Raw genomic sequence first — 17,385 nt, 5'->3', positions numbered from 1 at the left:
CTAGGCGAGCTCGGGCAGCCCCCGCAGCAGCTTGTCCAGGGTCAGCGGATAGTCGCGCACGCGTACCCCCGTGGCGTTGTAGACGGCATTGGCGATGGCCGCCGCCACGCCGCAGATGCCCAGTTCGCCCACACCTTTGGCTTTCATGGGCGAGGACATGGGGTCCGTTTCGTCGAGGAAAATGACGTCCTGATGCGGAATGTCGGCGTGCACGGGCACTTCATAGCCGGCCAGGTCGTGGTTGACGAAGAAACCGTCGCGCTTGTCGACCACCAGTTCTTCCATCAGGGCCGCGCCCACGCCCATGGTCATGGCGCCGATCACCTGGCTGCGCGCCGCTTTGGGATTCAAAATGCGGCCGGCCGCGCAGACGGCCAGCATGCGCCGCACGCGCACTTCGCCCGTGTCGCCGTCCACGCCCACCTCCACGAAATGGGCGCCAAACGTGGATTGCTGGAATTTTTTGTCCAGGTCGCCATATTCCATATGGTCTTCGGCGACGATGTCGCCGTTCGCCGCCGCCTGCGCCAATGGCACGCTGCGTTCGCCCTGGCTGACTTGCCCATCGGAAAAACGCGCTTCTGCCTGATCGAAACCCAGCTTGCCGGCCACGGCCTGGCGCAGGCGCACGCAAGCGGCATACACGCCGGCCGTGGAACTGTTGCCCCCCCACTGGCCGCCCGAACCGGCCGAGACGGGAAAGTCCGAGTCGCCCAGGCGCACGACGACACGGTTCAATGTCACGCCCAGCATTTCCGCCGCCGTCTGGGCGATGATGGTATAGCTGCCCGTGCCGATGTCCGTCATGTCCGTTTCCACCGTGACGATGCCGTCACCGTCCAGGCGCACCCTGGCGGCGGACTGCATGACAAGGTTGTTGCGGAAGGCCGCCGCCACGCCCATGCCCACCAGCCAGCGGCCGTCGCGCCGCATGCCGGGGCGCGCTTGGCGCTCTTTCCAGCCGAATTCCACGGCGCCCGTGCGCAGGCAATCGATCAGGCGGCGCTGCGAAAACGGTCTGCTCGGCTTTTCCGGGTCCACTTTCGTATCGTTCAGGATGCGCAAGACGATGGGGTCCAGGTTCAGCTTTTCCGCCAGTTCATCCATGGCGATTTCCAGCGCCATTAGCCCCGGTGCCTCGCCCGGCGCGCGCATGGCGTTGCCTTCCGGCAAATCGAGCACGGCCAGGCGCATGGCCGTCATGCGGTTCGGCCCCGCATACAGCAGCCGCGTCTGCATCACGGCCGTTTCCGGCTGCCCGCCTTTGAGGTCGCCCGACCACGACTCATGGCCGATGGCCGTGATCTTGCCGTCGCGCGTGGCGCCGATGCGCAGGCGCTGGATGGTGGCGGGCCGGTGCGTAGTGTTGTTGAACATCAGGGGCCGCGTCAGCGCGACCTTGACGGGCCGTTGCGCCGCGCGCGCGCCCAGCGCCGCCAGCAAGGCTTCCGCGCGCACGAACAGCTTGCCGCCGAAGCCGCCGCCGATATACGGCGAGACGATGCGCACCTGCTCTTTCGCAATACCCAGGGTGCGGGCCAGGTCGCCCCGGCCCCAGTCCACCATCTGGTTCGCCGTCCACAGCGTCAATGTATCGCCCTCCCAGGCGGCAATCGAGGCATGCGGCTCCATCATGGCGTGCGACTGGTCTGGCGTCGTATACGTGGCGTCCAGGCGCACGGGAGCATTCGCAAAGGCGCTGGCGAAATTGCCCGTCTTGCTGTCGGGCTTGCCATCCTTCGGCTTGCTCGCCGTATTCTTTGCCTTGGCCAGGTCGAACACGCCCTGCTGCTCGGCATACTTGACGTCAAGCAACTGCGCGGCCGAGCGCGCTTGCTCGAAGGTGTCCGCCACCACCAGCGCGATGGCCTGGTGATAATGTTGAATGTCCGGCCCCCCCAGCAGATGCGCCGTGTTCATCTTGCCTTTGCCCAGCTTGCCTGCCGAATCGGCCGTCACCACGGCCAGCACACCCGGCGCCCGGCGCGCGGCGCTGCTGTCAAGCGAGGCGATGCGGCCTTTGGCAATCGCCGCGCCGACCACGTAACCGTAGGCGGCATGCGGCGCGGCGGCGTTTTGCTCATACGCATACGGCGCCGTGCCCGTGGTTTTCAGGGGGCCGTCGATGCGGTCCGTAGGACGGCCAACGACTTTCAGCTGGTCGATGGGATTGGTGGTCGCAGGTGTCGTGAATTTCATGGCGCTAGCCTTTCTGGTCGGGTGCTTGCGCCATCACGGCGGCTATCGTGCGCTGCGCCAGGACGAGCTTGAAGGCATTGTCCGCCGTCGGTTTGGCACCGGCCAGCAGCCGTTCGCTCACGGCGGCCGCGCCATCGGGCATCGCCTGCTCGGCGGCAAGCACTCGCCACGGCTGCGGCGCGACGCCGCCCAGGGCCAGCCTGCCCGTGCCGTTGGGCAAGACGATGGCCGCCACAGACACCAGCGCAAACGCATACGAAGCGCGGTCGCGCACCTTGCGATAGACGTGCGTGCCGCCGACGGGCGGGGGCAAGGTCACGCTGGTGATCAGTTCGCCGGGCTGCAGCAGCGTTTCCAGCTGCGGCGTGTTGCCCGGCAGGCGGTAAAAGTCGGCGATGGGGATGCTGCGCGTGCTGCCGTCGGCCCGCACCGTGTCGATGCCGGCGTCGAGCACCCGCATGGCCACGGCCATGTCGCTGGGGTGCGTGGCGATGCAGGCCTCGCTGCCGCCTAAAATCGCCAGCGGCCGGCTGAAACCCGCGATGGCGGAGCAGCCGCTGCCCGGCACGCGCTTGTTGCACGCCTGGTGCGTGTCATAGAAATACGCGCAGCGCGTGCGCTGCAGCAAGTTGCCCGCCGTCGTCGCCTTGTTGCGCAGTTGCGCCGAGGCGCCGGCCAGCAAGGCGCGCGACAATACGCCGTAATCGCGGCGCACCGTGGCATGCGCGGCCAGCGCCGTGTTGCGCACCAGGGCGCCGATGCGCAAGCCGCCGTCTGCCGTCATCTCCACTGTATCGAGCGCGAGGCCATTCACGTCGATCAAATGCGCGGGCGTCTCGATTTCCAGTTTCATCAGATCGAGCAGATTCGTGCCGCCCGCGATGAAGCGCGCGCCCGGCGTGTGCAAGGCGGCGGCCGCCGCTTCGGCCGGCGTGGCCGCCTTCTGGTAGCTGAACACTCTCATGCCGGCCTCCCCGCCACCTCGGTAATGGCCTCGATGATGTTCGAATACGCGCCGCAGCGGCACAGATTGCCGCTCATGCGTTCGCGCAGTTCTTCCGGCGTCACCGAGGGCGGTGCGTTCAAGTCCGCGCTGACGTGGCTGGGGATGCCCTGGCGGATTTCTCCCAGCGCGGCGACGGCCGAGCAGATCTGCCCCGGCGTGCAGTAGCCGCATTGAAAGCCGTCATGCGCGATGAAGGCGGCCTGCATCGGGTGCAGCTTGTCGGGCGTACCCAGCCCCTCGATGGTGGTGATGCGGGCGCCCTCATGCATCACGGCCAGGGTCAGGCAGGCATTGATGCGCTGGCCGTCGAGCATGACGGTGCAGGCGCCGCACTGGCCGTGGTCGCAACCCTTCTTGGTGCCGGTCAGCTGCAGGTGTTCGCGCAAGGCGTCGAGCAAGCTGGTGCGCGTGTCCAGTTCCAGGCTGCGGCGCCGGCCATTGACGTCGAGGCTGACTTTCATCAGCACTGGCGGCGGAGAAAAAACGGCTTGGCCAGCCGTGTTGACGGCCTGCGCCGCGCCCGCAACGCCGGGCACGGCCACGGCCGTGGCCGACAGCGCGCCGGCGATCAGCAAACCGCGCCGGCCTGCATTGATGTGATTACACTCTGTCATCTCGCGCTTCCTCCTGGCTGTGGACTGGCTGGGTGGGCGCATGCAGGCCCGAAGCAGCAGTCTGCTGGCAGGAATGTTACGCGTCTGTACGCGAACGTACCTTCAGCCTCAGACTGCGCCGGGTCGTGCCGGTGCCGCCCAGCGCCGCATGGCCCGTGTGGCGCGCGCAGTGGTCGAGCGCCTGGCGCAAGGCCGTATCGACATTGCGCAGTGACATGTCGTGCCGCTCGGCCACCTCCTGGCGGGTCAGCTCATCCACGCGCAGCGCTTCGAGCACTTGCTGGTGGCGCCGCGGCAGCAACGCGACGGCCTGCGCCAGCCGGCGCACATCGGCATGCAGTTCGGCCAGGCGTTCCGGCCCCGCCGCCGTATCGGCCAGGATATCGACGAGGACAGCGGCGCCAGCGCCAGTTCCACCGCCATCGCCCTCGTCCGCATACAGCCAGGCGCGGTTGCGGCGCAGGCTGTCCGTGGCCGCATTGCAGGCCACGCGGAACACATAGGCAACGGGGCTGTGCGCCAGCGCCGCGCCGCTCCATGCCGTCCACGCGCCCAGGCGCAGCCAGGCGTCGTGCAGGCTGTCGCTGGCCAGTTCGGCGCAACCCAGGTGGCGTGTCAGGCGCCGGTGCAAGCCCGCATAATTGCTTTCCAGCACCGCCTGCAGCTGGGCGCCCTGCCCTGGCACCGCCGCCATGTCGTTGGCCGCCTGCAAACGGGGCCGGATGGCGGCCCGGTAACGGGCCATGCCTGCAGGCCGCATGGCTCCGGCCAGGCGCAAGGGCAAGGGTTCGGCCAGGCGGGCCATCATGGCGACAACCTGCTGCGCTCTTGCGCCGTCAACTGGCGCGTGGCCGATTCCGGCAGCGGGCCCAGGCCCAGCACGCGCACGGCGCTGCGCGGGTTGTAATCGGCCGCCTCGATGCGCGCACCGTCGGCCGGGACGGCTTGCGCGCTGTCGGGCGGCGCTTCGCTGCCAAAACCCAGCACGCGCACCGTAAACACCGATGGCTGCGCCGAACGGGTGGCGGCGCGTTCGCGCTGTACCACCTCCTGCGCCGCTGTCGTGGCCTGCGTGGCGGCCGCGCTGGCGTTGGTCATGGCGGCCACGTTGACGGACGCCACCGTCGGCATACCCTTTGCTTCGCCCTTGACCTGGATATTCGCCGCGTTCATCACCGTCAGCGCGGCCAGGTTGACGTTGCCCGAGACGCGGATGCCCGCCTCGCCCGCGTCGATGGTACCCAGCGGCGCCAGCAAGTCCACGTCGCCGGCCGGCACTTCGGCGATCGGCGCCAGGGTGGCGATGCCGGCGCCCGTGCTCGGCACGTTGGACGACAAGGTCACATTGCCCCAGTTGTCATACACACGCTTGGGCGGCGTGTAGACGATGGTCGACTTCGAACCACGCCCTGCATTGATGTCGCCCTGCGACGACCAGCCAAAAATATCGCCGCCAAACGTGGTCATGACGCGGCTCTGGCCCAGCAGGATGCTGCCGTGCGAGAACAGGTCGATATTCCCGCCGCCCTTGGTGATGACACCCGAAGTCGACGGCGGCGCCTCGCCCTCGATGCCGAACACCTGCTTGCCGCCCGGCGTCAGCAGCTGGATGTCGCCGCCGAAGTTGGTATGCACGTAAGCGCTGCGGGGAACGATGCGGTCGTATTTTCCCGAGCCCGAGTTGAAGAGAGCAAACGTGCCGCGGTACATGACGATGTCGCCCGCATACGAAATTGCCTTGCCGCTGGCGTCGGTGGCCGGCGCCAGGCCGGCGATGGCGTTGCGGCTGCGCAAAAAGCTGCCATAGCGCGAACTGTCCGCATCGTTGTACTCGCGCCCGCCCGCCTTCAGTTCCGCAAAATACACATTGCGGGCGAACACGCGCTGCTGCGGCTCCGGCAAGGCCAGGTAGTAGGCCAGCGCCTCGGCGGCCGTGCCCTTGAAGCCGTAGCGCTCGACTAGCCAGGTCACCAATTCGGTTTCGTACGATTTCACCACCTTGCCAGCCTGGTCGGCCAGCGGCACACCCGTCTGCGCCACGTTGGAGGAGTCCAGGTAGGGCTTGACGAAGCGCAGGTAGTCCAGACCGGCCGCGCCCGCGCCCGCCTGCATGGCGATGCCGGCGCCCGCACGCTTGTCGCCCTGCACGACGGGGCCGAGGCTGACGACGCTGCCCTTGTCCTGCATCAGGATGTTGCGTCCGGCGCTGATGTCCAGCGTGCCGGGACCGGCCACGTTGAAGGAACTGTTCAGGATATCGCGCCCGGCCGAGACCACCGATACGTCATACGCATTGTTATGCACGAACAGATTGCTGAAATTCCTGAATCCGACGCCGCCACTGCCCGTGCCTTCGATCTCTTCCAGCAGCGCCGTGCCGCTGCCGACGATATCGCGTCCAGCCTTCATCCACACGGGTTGGCCACCCTCATACCAGGTGATGCCCGCACGCTTGGCGTCAAAAAACTCGAGGATGCGGCCGCTGTTCACGCCCACCAGGTCGCCCGTGACGGCATAGATGCGGGCCGCCTGCGTACCGCTGTTGGCGGGGCCGGCCGAGGAGTTGGGGCCGAAGGCGAACAGCGGGAGGTTCCATTTCATTACCGGCGCCCCCGTGCTTGAGACATTGCTGGCCAGGGGATTGTTCACGTAAGGATTGATATCCCAGCCCGTGAAGCCTGGCTTGAACGGCGTCACCATGCTCTCGGCGGCGGCGCCGGACTGGCTGACGGCATAGCCGCCCGCATAGATGGAGTCACTGGCCAGCCATTGCAGCTGTGCATTGGGTGACGGTGCCAGCAGCAAAGGATCCGCATAGCCGGACGCGGCGCCCCATTCGACGATCGTCTTGCCATAGTAAAGGCTGCCATTCGCGGCCGCGACACGCACGATGGAAGGATAGACGATCGCCAGGTCAGTATCCGTGCCAACCGGGGCCGTCAGCGGCGTCATGTTGCCGCCGGCGGAAAACAGGTCGAGCGCCGTGCGCGGCGTCCACAGGCTGAACCAGCTGTAGCCGTAGCCCTGCTCGCCCGCCGCGCCGGTGAACGGCGTGGCATTGAACGCGGTCACGCGGCCTGGGTCGGCCACATCCTGCACTACCTGGTCGCCCAGCGTCGCCACGCTGAACGTCGCGTCGCCAGGCACCAGGGTCATGCCGCCGCGCGAGGTGGCGCGCGTGGCGCGGAAAGCATCGTAGGCGCGCGCTTCCAGCGGCACGTGATCGCTTGCTTGGGTGCCGTATTGCAGCGCCACGCTGCCCAATTGCGTGGCCGACGCTTCCACATGGCCGCGCAAATCGACCAGCGCGCCATTCAAGTGCTTGAGGCTTGCCATGCCGGCCGGATTGAGGGCGCCGCCCACGCGCAGGTCCAGGTCGCCGCCGCCCGTCTGCAGCAGGCTGCCATCGGCCAGCACGCGGCCCGTGCCGCCCACGGCCAGCAGCAAGCCCTGCGACCGGGGATTGATGCTGCCGTTATACGAGCTGCCAGTCAGCGGCGCGAGCACGCCAGCGTCGCCCGCCACCTCGGCGCGCACATTGCCGCCGCCCAGGGTGCCGAAACCCGTAAAGCCCAGCACCGTATCGGCCAGGGTGTCGCGGCCCACGTAGCTGCCGAAATTGATCCACCACGCCACCGGCTGCGCCGCACCGCCTGTGGCCACGCCACCGCTGCCCTGGCGCCACAGCCAGTTGCCCACTGCCACCGAGTCAGCCATGCCATCCTTGCTCACGGGACGCTGATTGCTGGCGCTAGCCGCGTCGATCAGCGAGCCGCTCAAGTCGCCCGCCACCTCCAGCAGCAGGTTGCCACCCTGGTCGGGGTACCAGGCGCGGTATATGCTCTCGGCACCGCCGTCGACCAGGCGTTCATGCGCGCCATCGGGGTTGGCCAGCACCGTGCCGTCGGCATTGCGCGAGCGTGGCAAGTTGAACGGGTCGCCTGCGGAGGTCGGCGTAGACGACATGCCGGCCGTGTACACGCCATACAGGCTGTCCATGCGCAGGTCGCCGCCGCTGACCAGGTCCAGGTCGCCCGTGCCGGTGCGCAACACGCTGTAGCGCAGACTGCTCGCCTTGTAGTCAAACGTGGGGTTCGACGTGCCGCACCAGGTGGGATACTCCTCGCACAGGGTAGGCATGCCCAGCGCCACGGGATCGAGCAGGTCGCCCTCCTTGACGCTCGGGTCGGCGAACTCTTCCGCGCCGACCCTGGTCCACACATAGGCCACCTTCAGCACGCACATGGTCGGATCGCCAGCACAAAAGTCCACGATATTGGTACCGAAGTTGCTGAGGAACTCGTCGGTGATGATTTCACCCGCCACGATGCCCTCGATGCCCAGATCCGCAGCCGCCTGGCTCCAGTATTGCACGCCCTTCGGCGGCACCAGCACGCCATACATGCCGTAATGGCTGTCGGCCAGGCGCAAGGTGCCGTGCGCGGGATGCGCCTGCACGCTGCGCGTGTCGGCCGCATCGAGGTCGGCGCCGGCCACCAGGCGCATGCCCCACGCCTGCGAGCCCTCGGCCAGCATGGGCGCGATGGCCCACAGCTTGCCCTGGCTGCCCGCCACGTCCGGACGCAGCTCGATAGCCGCCACATTGGGCAGCAGCTTGACGTCGGTGCCGGACGGTATCAGCGCTCCCACGGCCAGCGCCAGGTTGCCATTGAGTGCGAACACCGAGCGTTCGCCCGCCACGCCAGGCAGCGGCACGCCCTTGGGCCAGGTCATGGCGCCCACTTTCACCGTTTGCTTGAGCACGCTGCCTGCATCGAGGCGCATGCCGGCGTCCAGGGTTTGCGCCGTGGCCAGCAGGCTGCCGGCCGCATGGACGATATTGCCGGCGCTGTCGCGCACGGCGGCCGCCAGCACCGTGCCGGCCGGCAATGTCGTGGCCTCGTCCAGGGTCACGGCCACGGGCAGGCGCGTATCCGCGCTCAGATGGAAGCCTTTCAGGGGCAAATCGTAATTGAGCGCGATACCGCCCGGGAACAGCGTGCCATCGGCCACGGTCACGCCCTTGCCCGGCACGATGATGTCGCTGCCGTTGATGTCGCGTCCCGGCAACAAGATCCAGCCTTTGTCGTCCTTGGTGGCCGGTGGCGGCGCGAAGCCGTCATTGATGCTCCCGTAGATACTCAGGTCGCCGCCGGCGCGCAGCAGCAGGCTGCCCACCTCGCCCGATCCGCGCACATTTGTTGCTTGAAAGCGCGGATTCAGGCTGGCGTAGCGCATGCCTGACAGGTCCAAATCGCCCCGCACCACCATGTCGCCATCTGGCGTCTTGCTGACGATATCGACGCCGGGACGCAGATGCAGCGCATCGGCATACGCGGCCGTGTTCAAGCCCGCCAGTTTGATATTGCGCAAGTTCGTATTGGCCAGCGCCGCGTCGATGAAGGCCGTGCTGTCCGCATGCTTGCTGTCAAGATAGGCCTGGTTGATCACCTGGTACGGCCGTCCGCTGGCCGACAGGTCCGTGGCGTAAGCCGCGTCGTCATAGCGCTGCATGGCGTTGACGGCGATCGATTTCGCCCCGCGCACGGTAAAACCGCCGCCGGCCGCAATGGCAACGTCGCCAAAGGTGGCCGCATCAAGATCCGTGCGGGAACCGCCGCTGCCCAGGCGCGGCGCATTCAGTTCCAGCGTGCCGCGCGCGGCGCCGTCGTGTTCGCCCTTGCCCTTGCCGGCCACGGCCGCCGTGCCGTGGCGCAGGTCGATCTGCGCGCCGCCGGCCAGATCCAAGGTGCCCTCGCCCGCATTCAGTTCCACCGTGGCCCGGTTCGGGCTGTCGATGATCTTGCCATAACTGTCGACGCGCAAGAGCGTGCCATGCGCGTCGAGCACGGCGTTGCCGGCCAGGGTCAGGCCATGCTTGCCGGCCAGGCGGATGCTGCCCACACGCTCGCCGCTGGCATCGATCACGCCGGCGACGGTGAGGCGGCCGTTGTCGACGGACACCTGTACTTCGCCGGCCTTGATTTCCTTACCTATCGTCAAGTCGCCCTGTTTCAGCTGGAAGCTGCGTCCGCCCGTCACGCCGCCTTCCGTCAGGCGCGTGTTCAGCGACGCGAACTGGCTGTCCAGGCTGCCGCCCGCGCCCAGGGTTTGCGCGCGCACGTCCACGCGGCCCTTCTTGTACTGCACCACGGTGCCGCCCGCGTCATAGCTGCCGCTGGCGCCGCCGAGGATCTTGCCCTGCAAGTCCACCATGCCGGCCGCGCCATCGAGCGCCACGGCCTTCAGGCTGCCGGCACGGTTGTTCTCGGCCGACAGGTCGATCACGCTGCCGCCAGCTGCGCGGATATCGCCGGCGCGGCTGTCCAGGGTCACGTCGCCACCCCAGCTGTATTTATCCACGTCAAAGAAGGTGCTCTTGCGGCCCGCCATGTCAATGCGCGCGCCGTCAGCCAGGCTGATGTCGTGCTGCGCGCTGATCGTCAACTTGCCGCTCGGCAATACCACGGCCGTCGCCACAGTCACGCTGTCGCCGTTCAAGGCCAGCTGGGCTCCCAGTGCGTCGTTATTCTTGACGGGAGCCGCTGGCGCCGCGCCAGCCGGCGCCGCTACCTTCAGCGCGCCACCCGCCGTGTAGCTGTGCGCGGAACCGGCGTCGCCCGTCAGCAGCGGCGTGCTGATGTTGAGGTTGCCGCCGCTGACCTGGTAGCCCTTGCCCGTTTCATAGGCGCCCTGCGCCTGGTAGACGGACAGGCTGCCCTTGTGGTTGGCCGTGACCTGGCCCGACGCTTTCAGGTTGACGTTGGCAAAACCCAGCGCCAGGCGATCGAACGAGGCGACGCCGGCCGGCTGCGTGAAGGGGCCGAAGCCGAAATCGATGCGCTCCGCTTCCAGATTCAGGGTACCGCTGCCCGTGCCGGCGCCGTGCGCGATCACATTGCCGGCCGGCGACAGGGCGCCGCCCCAGATCAGGTTGGCCGTGCGGATGGTGGCCACCGTGCCGGCCTCGCCCTGGCCATACATGGCCGGCGTGGTCAGCACCAGGCGTTCCAGCGTCGATTTGCCGCTGGTCTTGTCGTAGGTATCGAGCACCACGTCGCCGTAGAAATTGACGCTGTCGGCTGCGCTCAGCATCAGCGCCTGCAGCGCCGGTGCGCCCGTGCTGGTATCGCCGCGCAGCAGGCGGTCCAGCACGCCCTGGTTCATGGCCAGGCCGCTGGAACGCGTGCCGCTGGCCTGGGCCGCCGCCAGCGCCCCGCTGCTGCCCATGTTGATGGCGCCCACGGACAGGCTCAGGTTGCGCGTGCCGTAGCGCGCCGTGTCATCCAGCGCAAAGCTGCCGTTGGTCGACAGCAGCAAGGTGCCTTCCGAGTACAGGCTCGCTGTACTGGTGCCGGCGCAAGCGTTGCCGCACATGCCGATGCGGATGCCGCCGAGCGCCGTGCCGCTGACCGGTGCCACATTGAGCAAGCCGTTCGAAGCGGCCACCATGTGCACGTCCGCGCGGCTCTTCTTGTAGATGAAACCATCGTTGGCGTCATACGCGGCCTTGCCGCGCCCCAGGGTGTTGATGCCGGCGCCGGCGGCGATATCGATCAACCCTATGCCCAATTCGTAATTTCCAGGATCCTGGGCAACCAGGAATACTTCGGGTGCCGACAGCACGGCTCCCGGTCGCAGGTAGATGGCCCGCGCCGAGCTGGCGCCGAAGCTCACGTAGTTGCCGCCCTGGCCATATTCCACCGACGGGACATTGCCCACCAGGATACGCGCCGCGCCGATATTGTTCAGGCTCGAAGCGCGTATGCTGACCTGTCCCGCGCCAACGGTGGCCGGCGCGCCGTCGGCGAGGATTTCGATGTCGCCAGCGGAGCTATCGTTTGACATCAGCACCACGGTGCCGCCGTAGCCGCCCTCGGCCGCGGCGAACTTGCCGGCGCCCTGGAACTGGAACGTATCCACGCCACCACCGGGCACCATTTTCAGCTTGAGCGTTTTCGCATCGGACGGCAGCAGCGCGCGGGGAATGCCCCGCGTTTGCGCATCGGCCAGGGCGAAGGCGGCATAGCCTGTTTCGTTGTACTGGGAGTAGCTGCGCAAAACCTTGGCCGGCGTGAGTATCAGCTGGCTGGCCAGCGGCGCGCGAATGTCCGTGCCGGCGATCGACAGGGTGCCAGGCGCGGCCCAGGAACCGTTACGCAGCTGCTGCGCCAGCGTGCCTGCGCTGCCCTGGCTCGCCAGGCCGTTCAGTTCCACGCGGAAGGCGCCCGGCAGCAAGGCATAGGTCGAGGGCATCAGCGTGTAGGTACCGGCGGGCAAGCCCGGCACGCCATTGCCTATCGTCACCTGCCGGCCCACGGCCGTATCGGATGCCGCCTTGTCTCCGCCAGAAGGCGATTGCGGCGCTTGCACGCCCGGCACGATGGCGTACACAGGGTTGGTCGCCAGGCCCGGCAAGACAAAACCACCGTTCGCGCCCACCTGCACCAGCGGATGATAGCGCGCGTCGGTGGAGCCGCCGCGGCCGGCGATGAAACCGGCACCGGTCAGCTCGCCGCCGCCGGACAGGTCGAGCAGCGCGCCCGGCTGCACGTTCACGGCCACGCCAGCCATTTCCACGCCGACGCGCAGGCCGCCCTGCGCATTGACGCCGCCCACGCCCATGAAGGCCGCCGGCTTGCCGTCCACATTCCAGTTCAGGCCATCGACGGTGCCGCCATACGGCATGACCAGGCCGGCACCGCTGACGGAGGTGATACTACCTGGTGATAGATTCACCGTCAGGCTCTTGTCATTGTCATAGCCGGCCGCGCCGATCGACAGGTGACCCAGCGGTGCGCGCACCACGCCACCCTGCTCGATATGCGCAGCGCCCAACTCCAGCGAGCCGAAGGCGGAATACGGCATGGCCGGCACGCTGCCGGTCGTGCGTGCAATGTTCAGGCGGTGCGCGGGATCGTAGCCAAACTTACCGTTGATCAAGCCATAACCGGCGCGCACGGCGGCGCCAGCGCCCGTTTCCGGATACAGCTGGGCCGCACTGAGTGTCATGTCGCCCGGCGAGGAGAGCACTGTCGTGGGCTGGTTGCCATTCCAGCCCAGCGGCGACAGCAGGAAGCGCAGGTCGCCGCGGCTGCTCAGGCGCACGTCGTCGGCCCCGATGTCGACCATGCCGCGCACGTCGATCAGCTCGCCCGCCATGCTGATCTGGCTGGCGAGCGGCGACTGGCCCGCACTGCCTGGCGTCGTATAGTGATCGCGGCCCGCCGGCTTGATGCTGGCCAGGCGCACATACGGCGCCGCGATGTTGATGCGCGCGCCGGGCTTGCTGCCGGGCGACAGCACAGGCGCGCCGTACAGCTGGAAGCTTTGCCGCATCGTCAGCGACACGTCGCCATCGAAGCTCGCGGCGCCCAGCAGTGCCAGGTTGCCGAAACCGCCCGCCTCCACCTGTTCCACGGAAAAACGACCATAGCCATACTTCAGCGTCGCCGCCGCATCGCGTGCAGTCACATCGGAGGCCAGGTCGCTGGCGACCTGGCGCTGCGTCAGCCGCAGCTCGCGTCCTGCCAGCACCTTGTCCGTGGCCAGTACTTTCAGGTAGACAGGCGTACCGGTGGCTACGGACAGGGTGCCGCCCGCCGCGCCCGCGCCGCCCGCCCTGGCCAGCAGCTGGCCATCGAGGTACAAGCCGTTGTTCGATGCCAGCGCGATGCTGCCGCCCGCGCTGGCCACGTCGACCGCCGCGCCGTTCACACCGTTCACGTCGAGCACGGCGTGCGCGCCGGAAGCGTCGAGCAGGGCACCGTCGCGCACGACGACAAACAGGCTGGCCGCCGAAGTAGTGCCCTGCGCATGGTTGATCTCGCCGCCGATAACGATGCTGCCGCCATCGACCACCTTGCCGTAGCGCCGGCCCTGCGCGTCGGTGGCCGTGACGGCGCGCGACGCCACGTCCAGCACGGCGTTCTCGCCGATCCAGATGGAGCGGCCATGGCCGGCCGCTTCCACGACTTCGGACACACTCGCGTCGAGGCCCTCGCCCACGCCGCCCAGGCTGATCTTGCCGCCCCAGGCGTTCAGGCGACCGTCCACCGTCAGCTGGCCCACGCTGGCCAGTTTGATGGACTGGCCAGCATCGACATTCACCACGGCATTCTTGCCCACCTGCAGTTCGGCGCTGGCCATATCGGCCGCGCCGGACTGGACATCGCCCACCTGCAGGGCCAGGCTGGCGCCCTTGCGCTGCGTCAAGGCGCCCTTCAATGCGTTTTCCGTGTATTGCTCCGGCATCCACAAGGCCAGTTTTTCATTGTCCACCACGCGCAACACGGGCATGCGCACATCGACCTGCGCGCCGTCCGCTACCGTCAAGCCCTGCCTGCCGAGCAGGCTGTAGCTGGAAAAACCCTTGTCGAAGAAGTCAGCACCCAGCTGCAGGGTGCCTTTCTGTGCGGTATCGGCTTGGCCGACCAGTATCTTGTTCGCTTGCAATTCCAGCTTGCCACCGCCCGCCACGCCGTGGCCGCGCACTTGCGCGCCCTCGCCCAGCAGCAAATCGGCCTGCGCGCCATGGCTGGCCAGGGTCACATTGCCGCCCTTGCCGCCCTGCTGTTTCGCCTGCGACAGGATGGCTGCGCGCGAACTGACGTCGATCAGGCTGCCATTGCCGATGCGCACGTCACCAAACGCGCGCAGGGACACGCTGCCGCCATTGATATATGGCAGGCCGGCGGCGGCCAGCGGGTCGCGCAGCACATTGGCCAGCAAGCCGCTGGTATCGAGGCTGACGCCATCGGCCAGCAGCAGCTTGCCCTGTGGCCCGCCCGGGTTGACGAGCGTATCGAGCATGCCCTGCGCGCTGATCTGGTTCAGCACATTGCCTGCCGCAATGCTGCCGCCATGGCTGCGCAGGCTGCTATTGATGGTCACGTCCTTGCCGAACAGGGTGATATTGCCGCCGTCGGCCACCTGCAGCGCGCTGTCGACCGTGATCGATCCTTTCGCCGCGATGCGGATGGCGCCCAGTTGCTGCTCATTGAGCAAGGTCGTATCAAGCAGCAGCTTGCCCTGGCGCTCGGGTGCCAGCGCGCCTGCCACGGCCAGGCCGGCGGCGATGCCGTCCTGCACGCGCGTCAGGCGCACGTCGTCCATGACGGCCGACAGCACATGCTGCAGCACGCCCGTGCGCTTGTCGAACATCGGCTGATATTGCCCGACGATCAGCTGGCCCCGCTGCGCGGCCGCCAGCTGCGACTGCTGGTAGCCGTCGAGCAGAGCCTGCGGCGCCTGCGTCTGGCGCTCGCCCTGGAAGACCTCGCCCGCGATGCCCCCCTCCAGTACGGCCGACCCCGTGGCGATGACCAGCTTGCCCGCGTCGCGGCCCACCGTGTAGCCGTTTTCCAGGCGCTGTTGCGCGGCGATCAATGGATTGGCGTAAAACGCGCTGGCATCCTTGCCCCAGCGCGCGTGTTCTTCCTCGTAACCCTTGTACACGCCAAGGTAGGCCAGGTCGGCGGGAGCGCTGCCCGCCTCATACTGCTTGCCGTCCGCGCCTTTCAGCCAGGTCTGGCGCAGCGCGCCCGTCTGCACGTCCAGGGTGCCGCCCGACAGGTTGATGCCGGAGCCGGCCTGCGTGACGACATCCTTGCCGCCGAAACTCACTGTGCCGCCCTGCGCCATCCACTCGCTGACGGAATGGCCCTGCGTGCCCAGATAGCCGGCCACTTCCAGCAAGCCGCCCGCCGTGTACCAGCGGTCGCTGTCATAGCCGTTCGTGCCTTTCGGTACCAACACCAGCTTGCGGCGGTCGACCCAGATATCGTTGTTGATCAAGGCCTTGCCATCGCGGTTGACGGGCGCATCGCGCTGCTCGTTGCCCTGCACATTGATTTCGACATTATTCGCTGCCATCGCCACCTTCACGCCGACGGCGCCGGAGACGTCAAGCTGGGCGCCGTCGCGCACGAGGCTGCGGCTGGCCGCGTTGACAGCGATCTGGCCACCCGTGGCCAGGGTCAAGGAATCGCCCATGAATTCCACCGTGCCGGCGCTGCCGATCTCGATGCGCGACTGATCGCGGCGGTCGTTCACGGCAACGATGTTTTCCGTCGACGTCACGGCCGGGCCGCGCATGGCGTCGCGCTGGCTGTCGAGCGCCGTGGTCTTGCCGTCGTCCTCGACCAGGATGGCCGTGGTGGCGCCGCGTCCCACGGTGACGGCCGCGTCGCTGCCCAGCGCATTCAGGTGAATGGTGCCGCGCGTGGCCGTCGTGGTGGAGGCGAGCAGCACCCCGTCCTGCTGCACCGTGCGCCCGGCCAGGGTGATATCGCCTTCGCGCGCCTGGATCAGGCCCGTGTTGACGACCTTGCCCGCCGTGCTGCCGGCCGCGAACTGCGGCGTGACTTCGCTGCCGCGCGTGGTCGACAGCGGGTTGCCATCCGTGCCCACGCCTTTTTTAATCGTAAAACTGTCGCCGGCGGCCAGCAGGGCCTGGCCCTTGGGCGTGGTGATCTCGCCCCCGTTGTGGACTTCTTTGCCCAGCAGCATCACATAGCCGCCGCCTTCCGTGCTGCCTTTGGGCGCATTGCTGGCCAGGCGCCCGCCCGCCTGCACCTGCACCTTGCCGGCCGCATCGGTCAACGTTGTGGCGCCGGCCGTGCCGGGGCTGTAGATGCCGTTTTTCTGGAACTGCTCATCGCTGATGCGCGCCGCGGCCGCCACCAGGCTGCGCGTGTCGACCTGGCTCGTGCCATTAAAAACGATGCCGTTGCGGTTGACCAGCAGCAGCGTGCCGTCGGCCTTGATCTGGCCCTGAATCTGGCTGGGCCGCGCTTGCGGATCGTTAACCCTGTTTAACACGGCCCAGTCCTTCTGCTGCTGGAACGTCAGGGTCGTGTCCTTGCCCACGTTAAACGTTTCCCAGTTCAGGATGGCCTTGTCCGCCGTCTGCTGCACCACCACGGCCGTCTTGCCGTTCGCGACTGTCTGCACGGGCGCCTGGGCATTGAGCCAGCCGGCCGTCAGGCTGTTGGTATCGACCTGCAAGCCGCCTTGCACGAGACCATTCGGCACACCGGGCACGCCGGTTGCCGCCTGGCGCGCCTGCGCCTGCGAGGCTTGCTGTGCAGCAATGGCGCGCGCAGCCAGGTTCAGGTTGTTGAGCGAGCGCTGCAATTGCTGGTTCGCTTGCTGTTGCTGCCCCTCGGGCCGGCTGCCCAGCGGCAGCGGCTGGCCATTCGGCAGGCGCCCCGATGTCGATGCCGTATTCTGCGCCGCGCCCTTGGCCGCGAACCAGCCGCCGCTGAACGCCTGCTGCGCGCGCGCCGGCGTGGTAAAGGCACCAGCCATCAGCATGGTGGTCAGTGCGTAAGCGAGCGGCGTGAGCCGCAAGCGGCTGCCCAGCGTGGAGGACCGCTGCGCGCCCGTGTCAATGTTTGGGACTGGGCGCTGGGCAGTGTGAAGCTTGGTCATGGCAATGGTTTCCTGGCTAGAGAGTAGGGAACGGAGCCTGGCGGTGGCGCAGGCGTCCATGCCTCCATGACGTAGCTCGATGCCGGAAGGGATAATGGTTTTTGAAAAATATTTTTAACTATTTTTAAATCA

The 17,385-nt window shown here is 67.5% G+C and carries 5 protein-coding genes; all 5 read right to left on the bottom strand.

Annotated features, from left to right (window positions below; all coding sequences use genetic code 11):
• A complete protein-coding gene (paoC, locus tag FJQ89_RS03180) occupies positions 1-2,199 on the bottom strand; it encodes an aldehyde oxidoreductase molybdenum-binding subunit PaoC (RefSeq protein WP_141169011.1) in 2,199 nt (732 codons plus the stop codon).
• Positions 2,200-2,203: 4 nt separating this feature from the next.
• The gene (locus FJQ89_RS03175) at positions 2,204-3,163 is read right to left on the bottom strand and encodes an FAD binding domain-containing protein (protein ID WP_141169010.1); all 960 of its coding nucleotides are present in this window, start codon (positions 3,161-3,163) and stop codon (positions 2,204-2,206) included.
• A complete protein-coding gene (gene paoA, locus FJQ89_RS03170) occupies positions 3,160-3,819 on the bottom strand; it encodes an aldehyde dehydrogenase iron-sulfur subunit PaoA (protein ID WP_141169009.1) in 660 nt (219 codons plus the stop codon). The genes FJQ89_RS03175 and paoA overlap by 4 nt, the downstream gene beginning before the upstream one ends.
• 76 nt (positions 3,820-3,895) lie before the next feature.
• Entirely contained in the window at positions 3,896-4,627 is a 732-nt protein-coding gene (locus tag FJQ89_RS03165; RefSeq protein WP_141169008.1) for a sigma-70 family RNA polymerase sigma factor, read from the bottom strand.
• Positions 4,624-17,253 carry a filamentous haemagglutinin family protein gene (locus FJQ89_RS03160; RefSeq protein ID WP_141169007.1) on the bottom strand — a complete coding sequence of 4,210 codons (12,630 nt, stop codon included), beginning with the start codon at positions 17,251-17,253 and terminating at the stop codon, positions 4,624-4,626. Before FJQ89_RS03160 ends, FJQ89_RS03165 begins: the two co-directional genes overlap by 4 nt.
• Positions 17,254-17,385 lie beyond the last annotated feature (132 nt).

The organism is Janthinobacterium tructae, from assembly GCF_006517255.1.
GTDB classification, from domain to species: domain Bacteria; phylum Pseudomonadota; class Gammaproteobacteria; order Burkholderiales; family Burkholderiaceae_D; genus Janthinobacterium; species Janthinobacterium tructae.
Note: the sequence above shows the minus strand (reverse complement) of the source record. Positions and strands in the feature narration are given on the sequence as shown.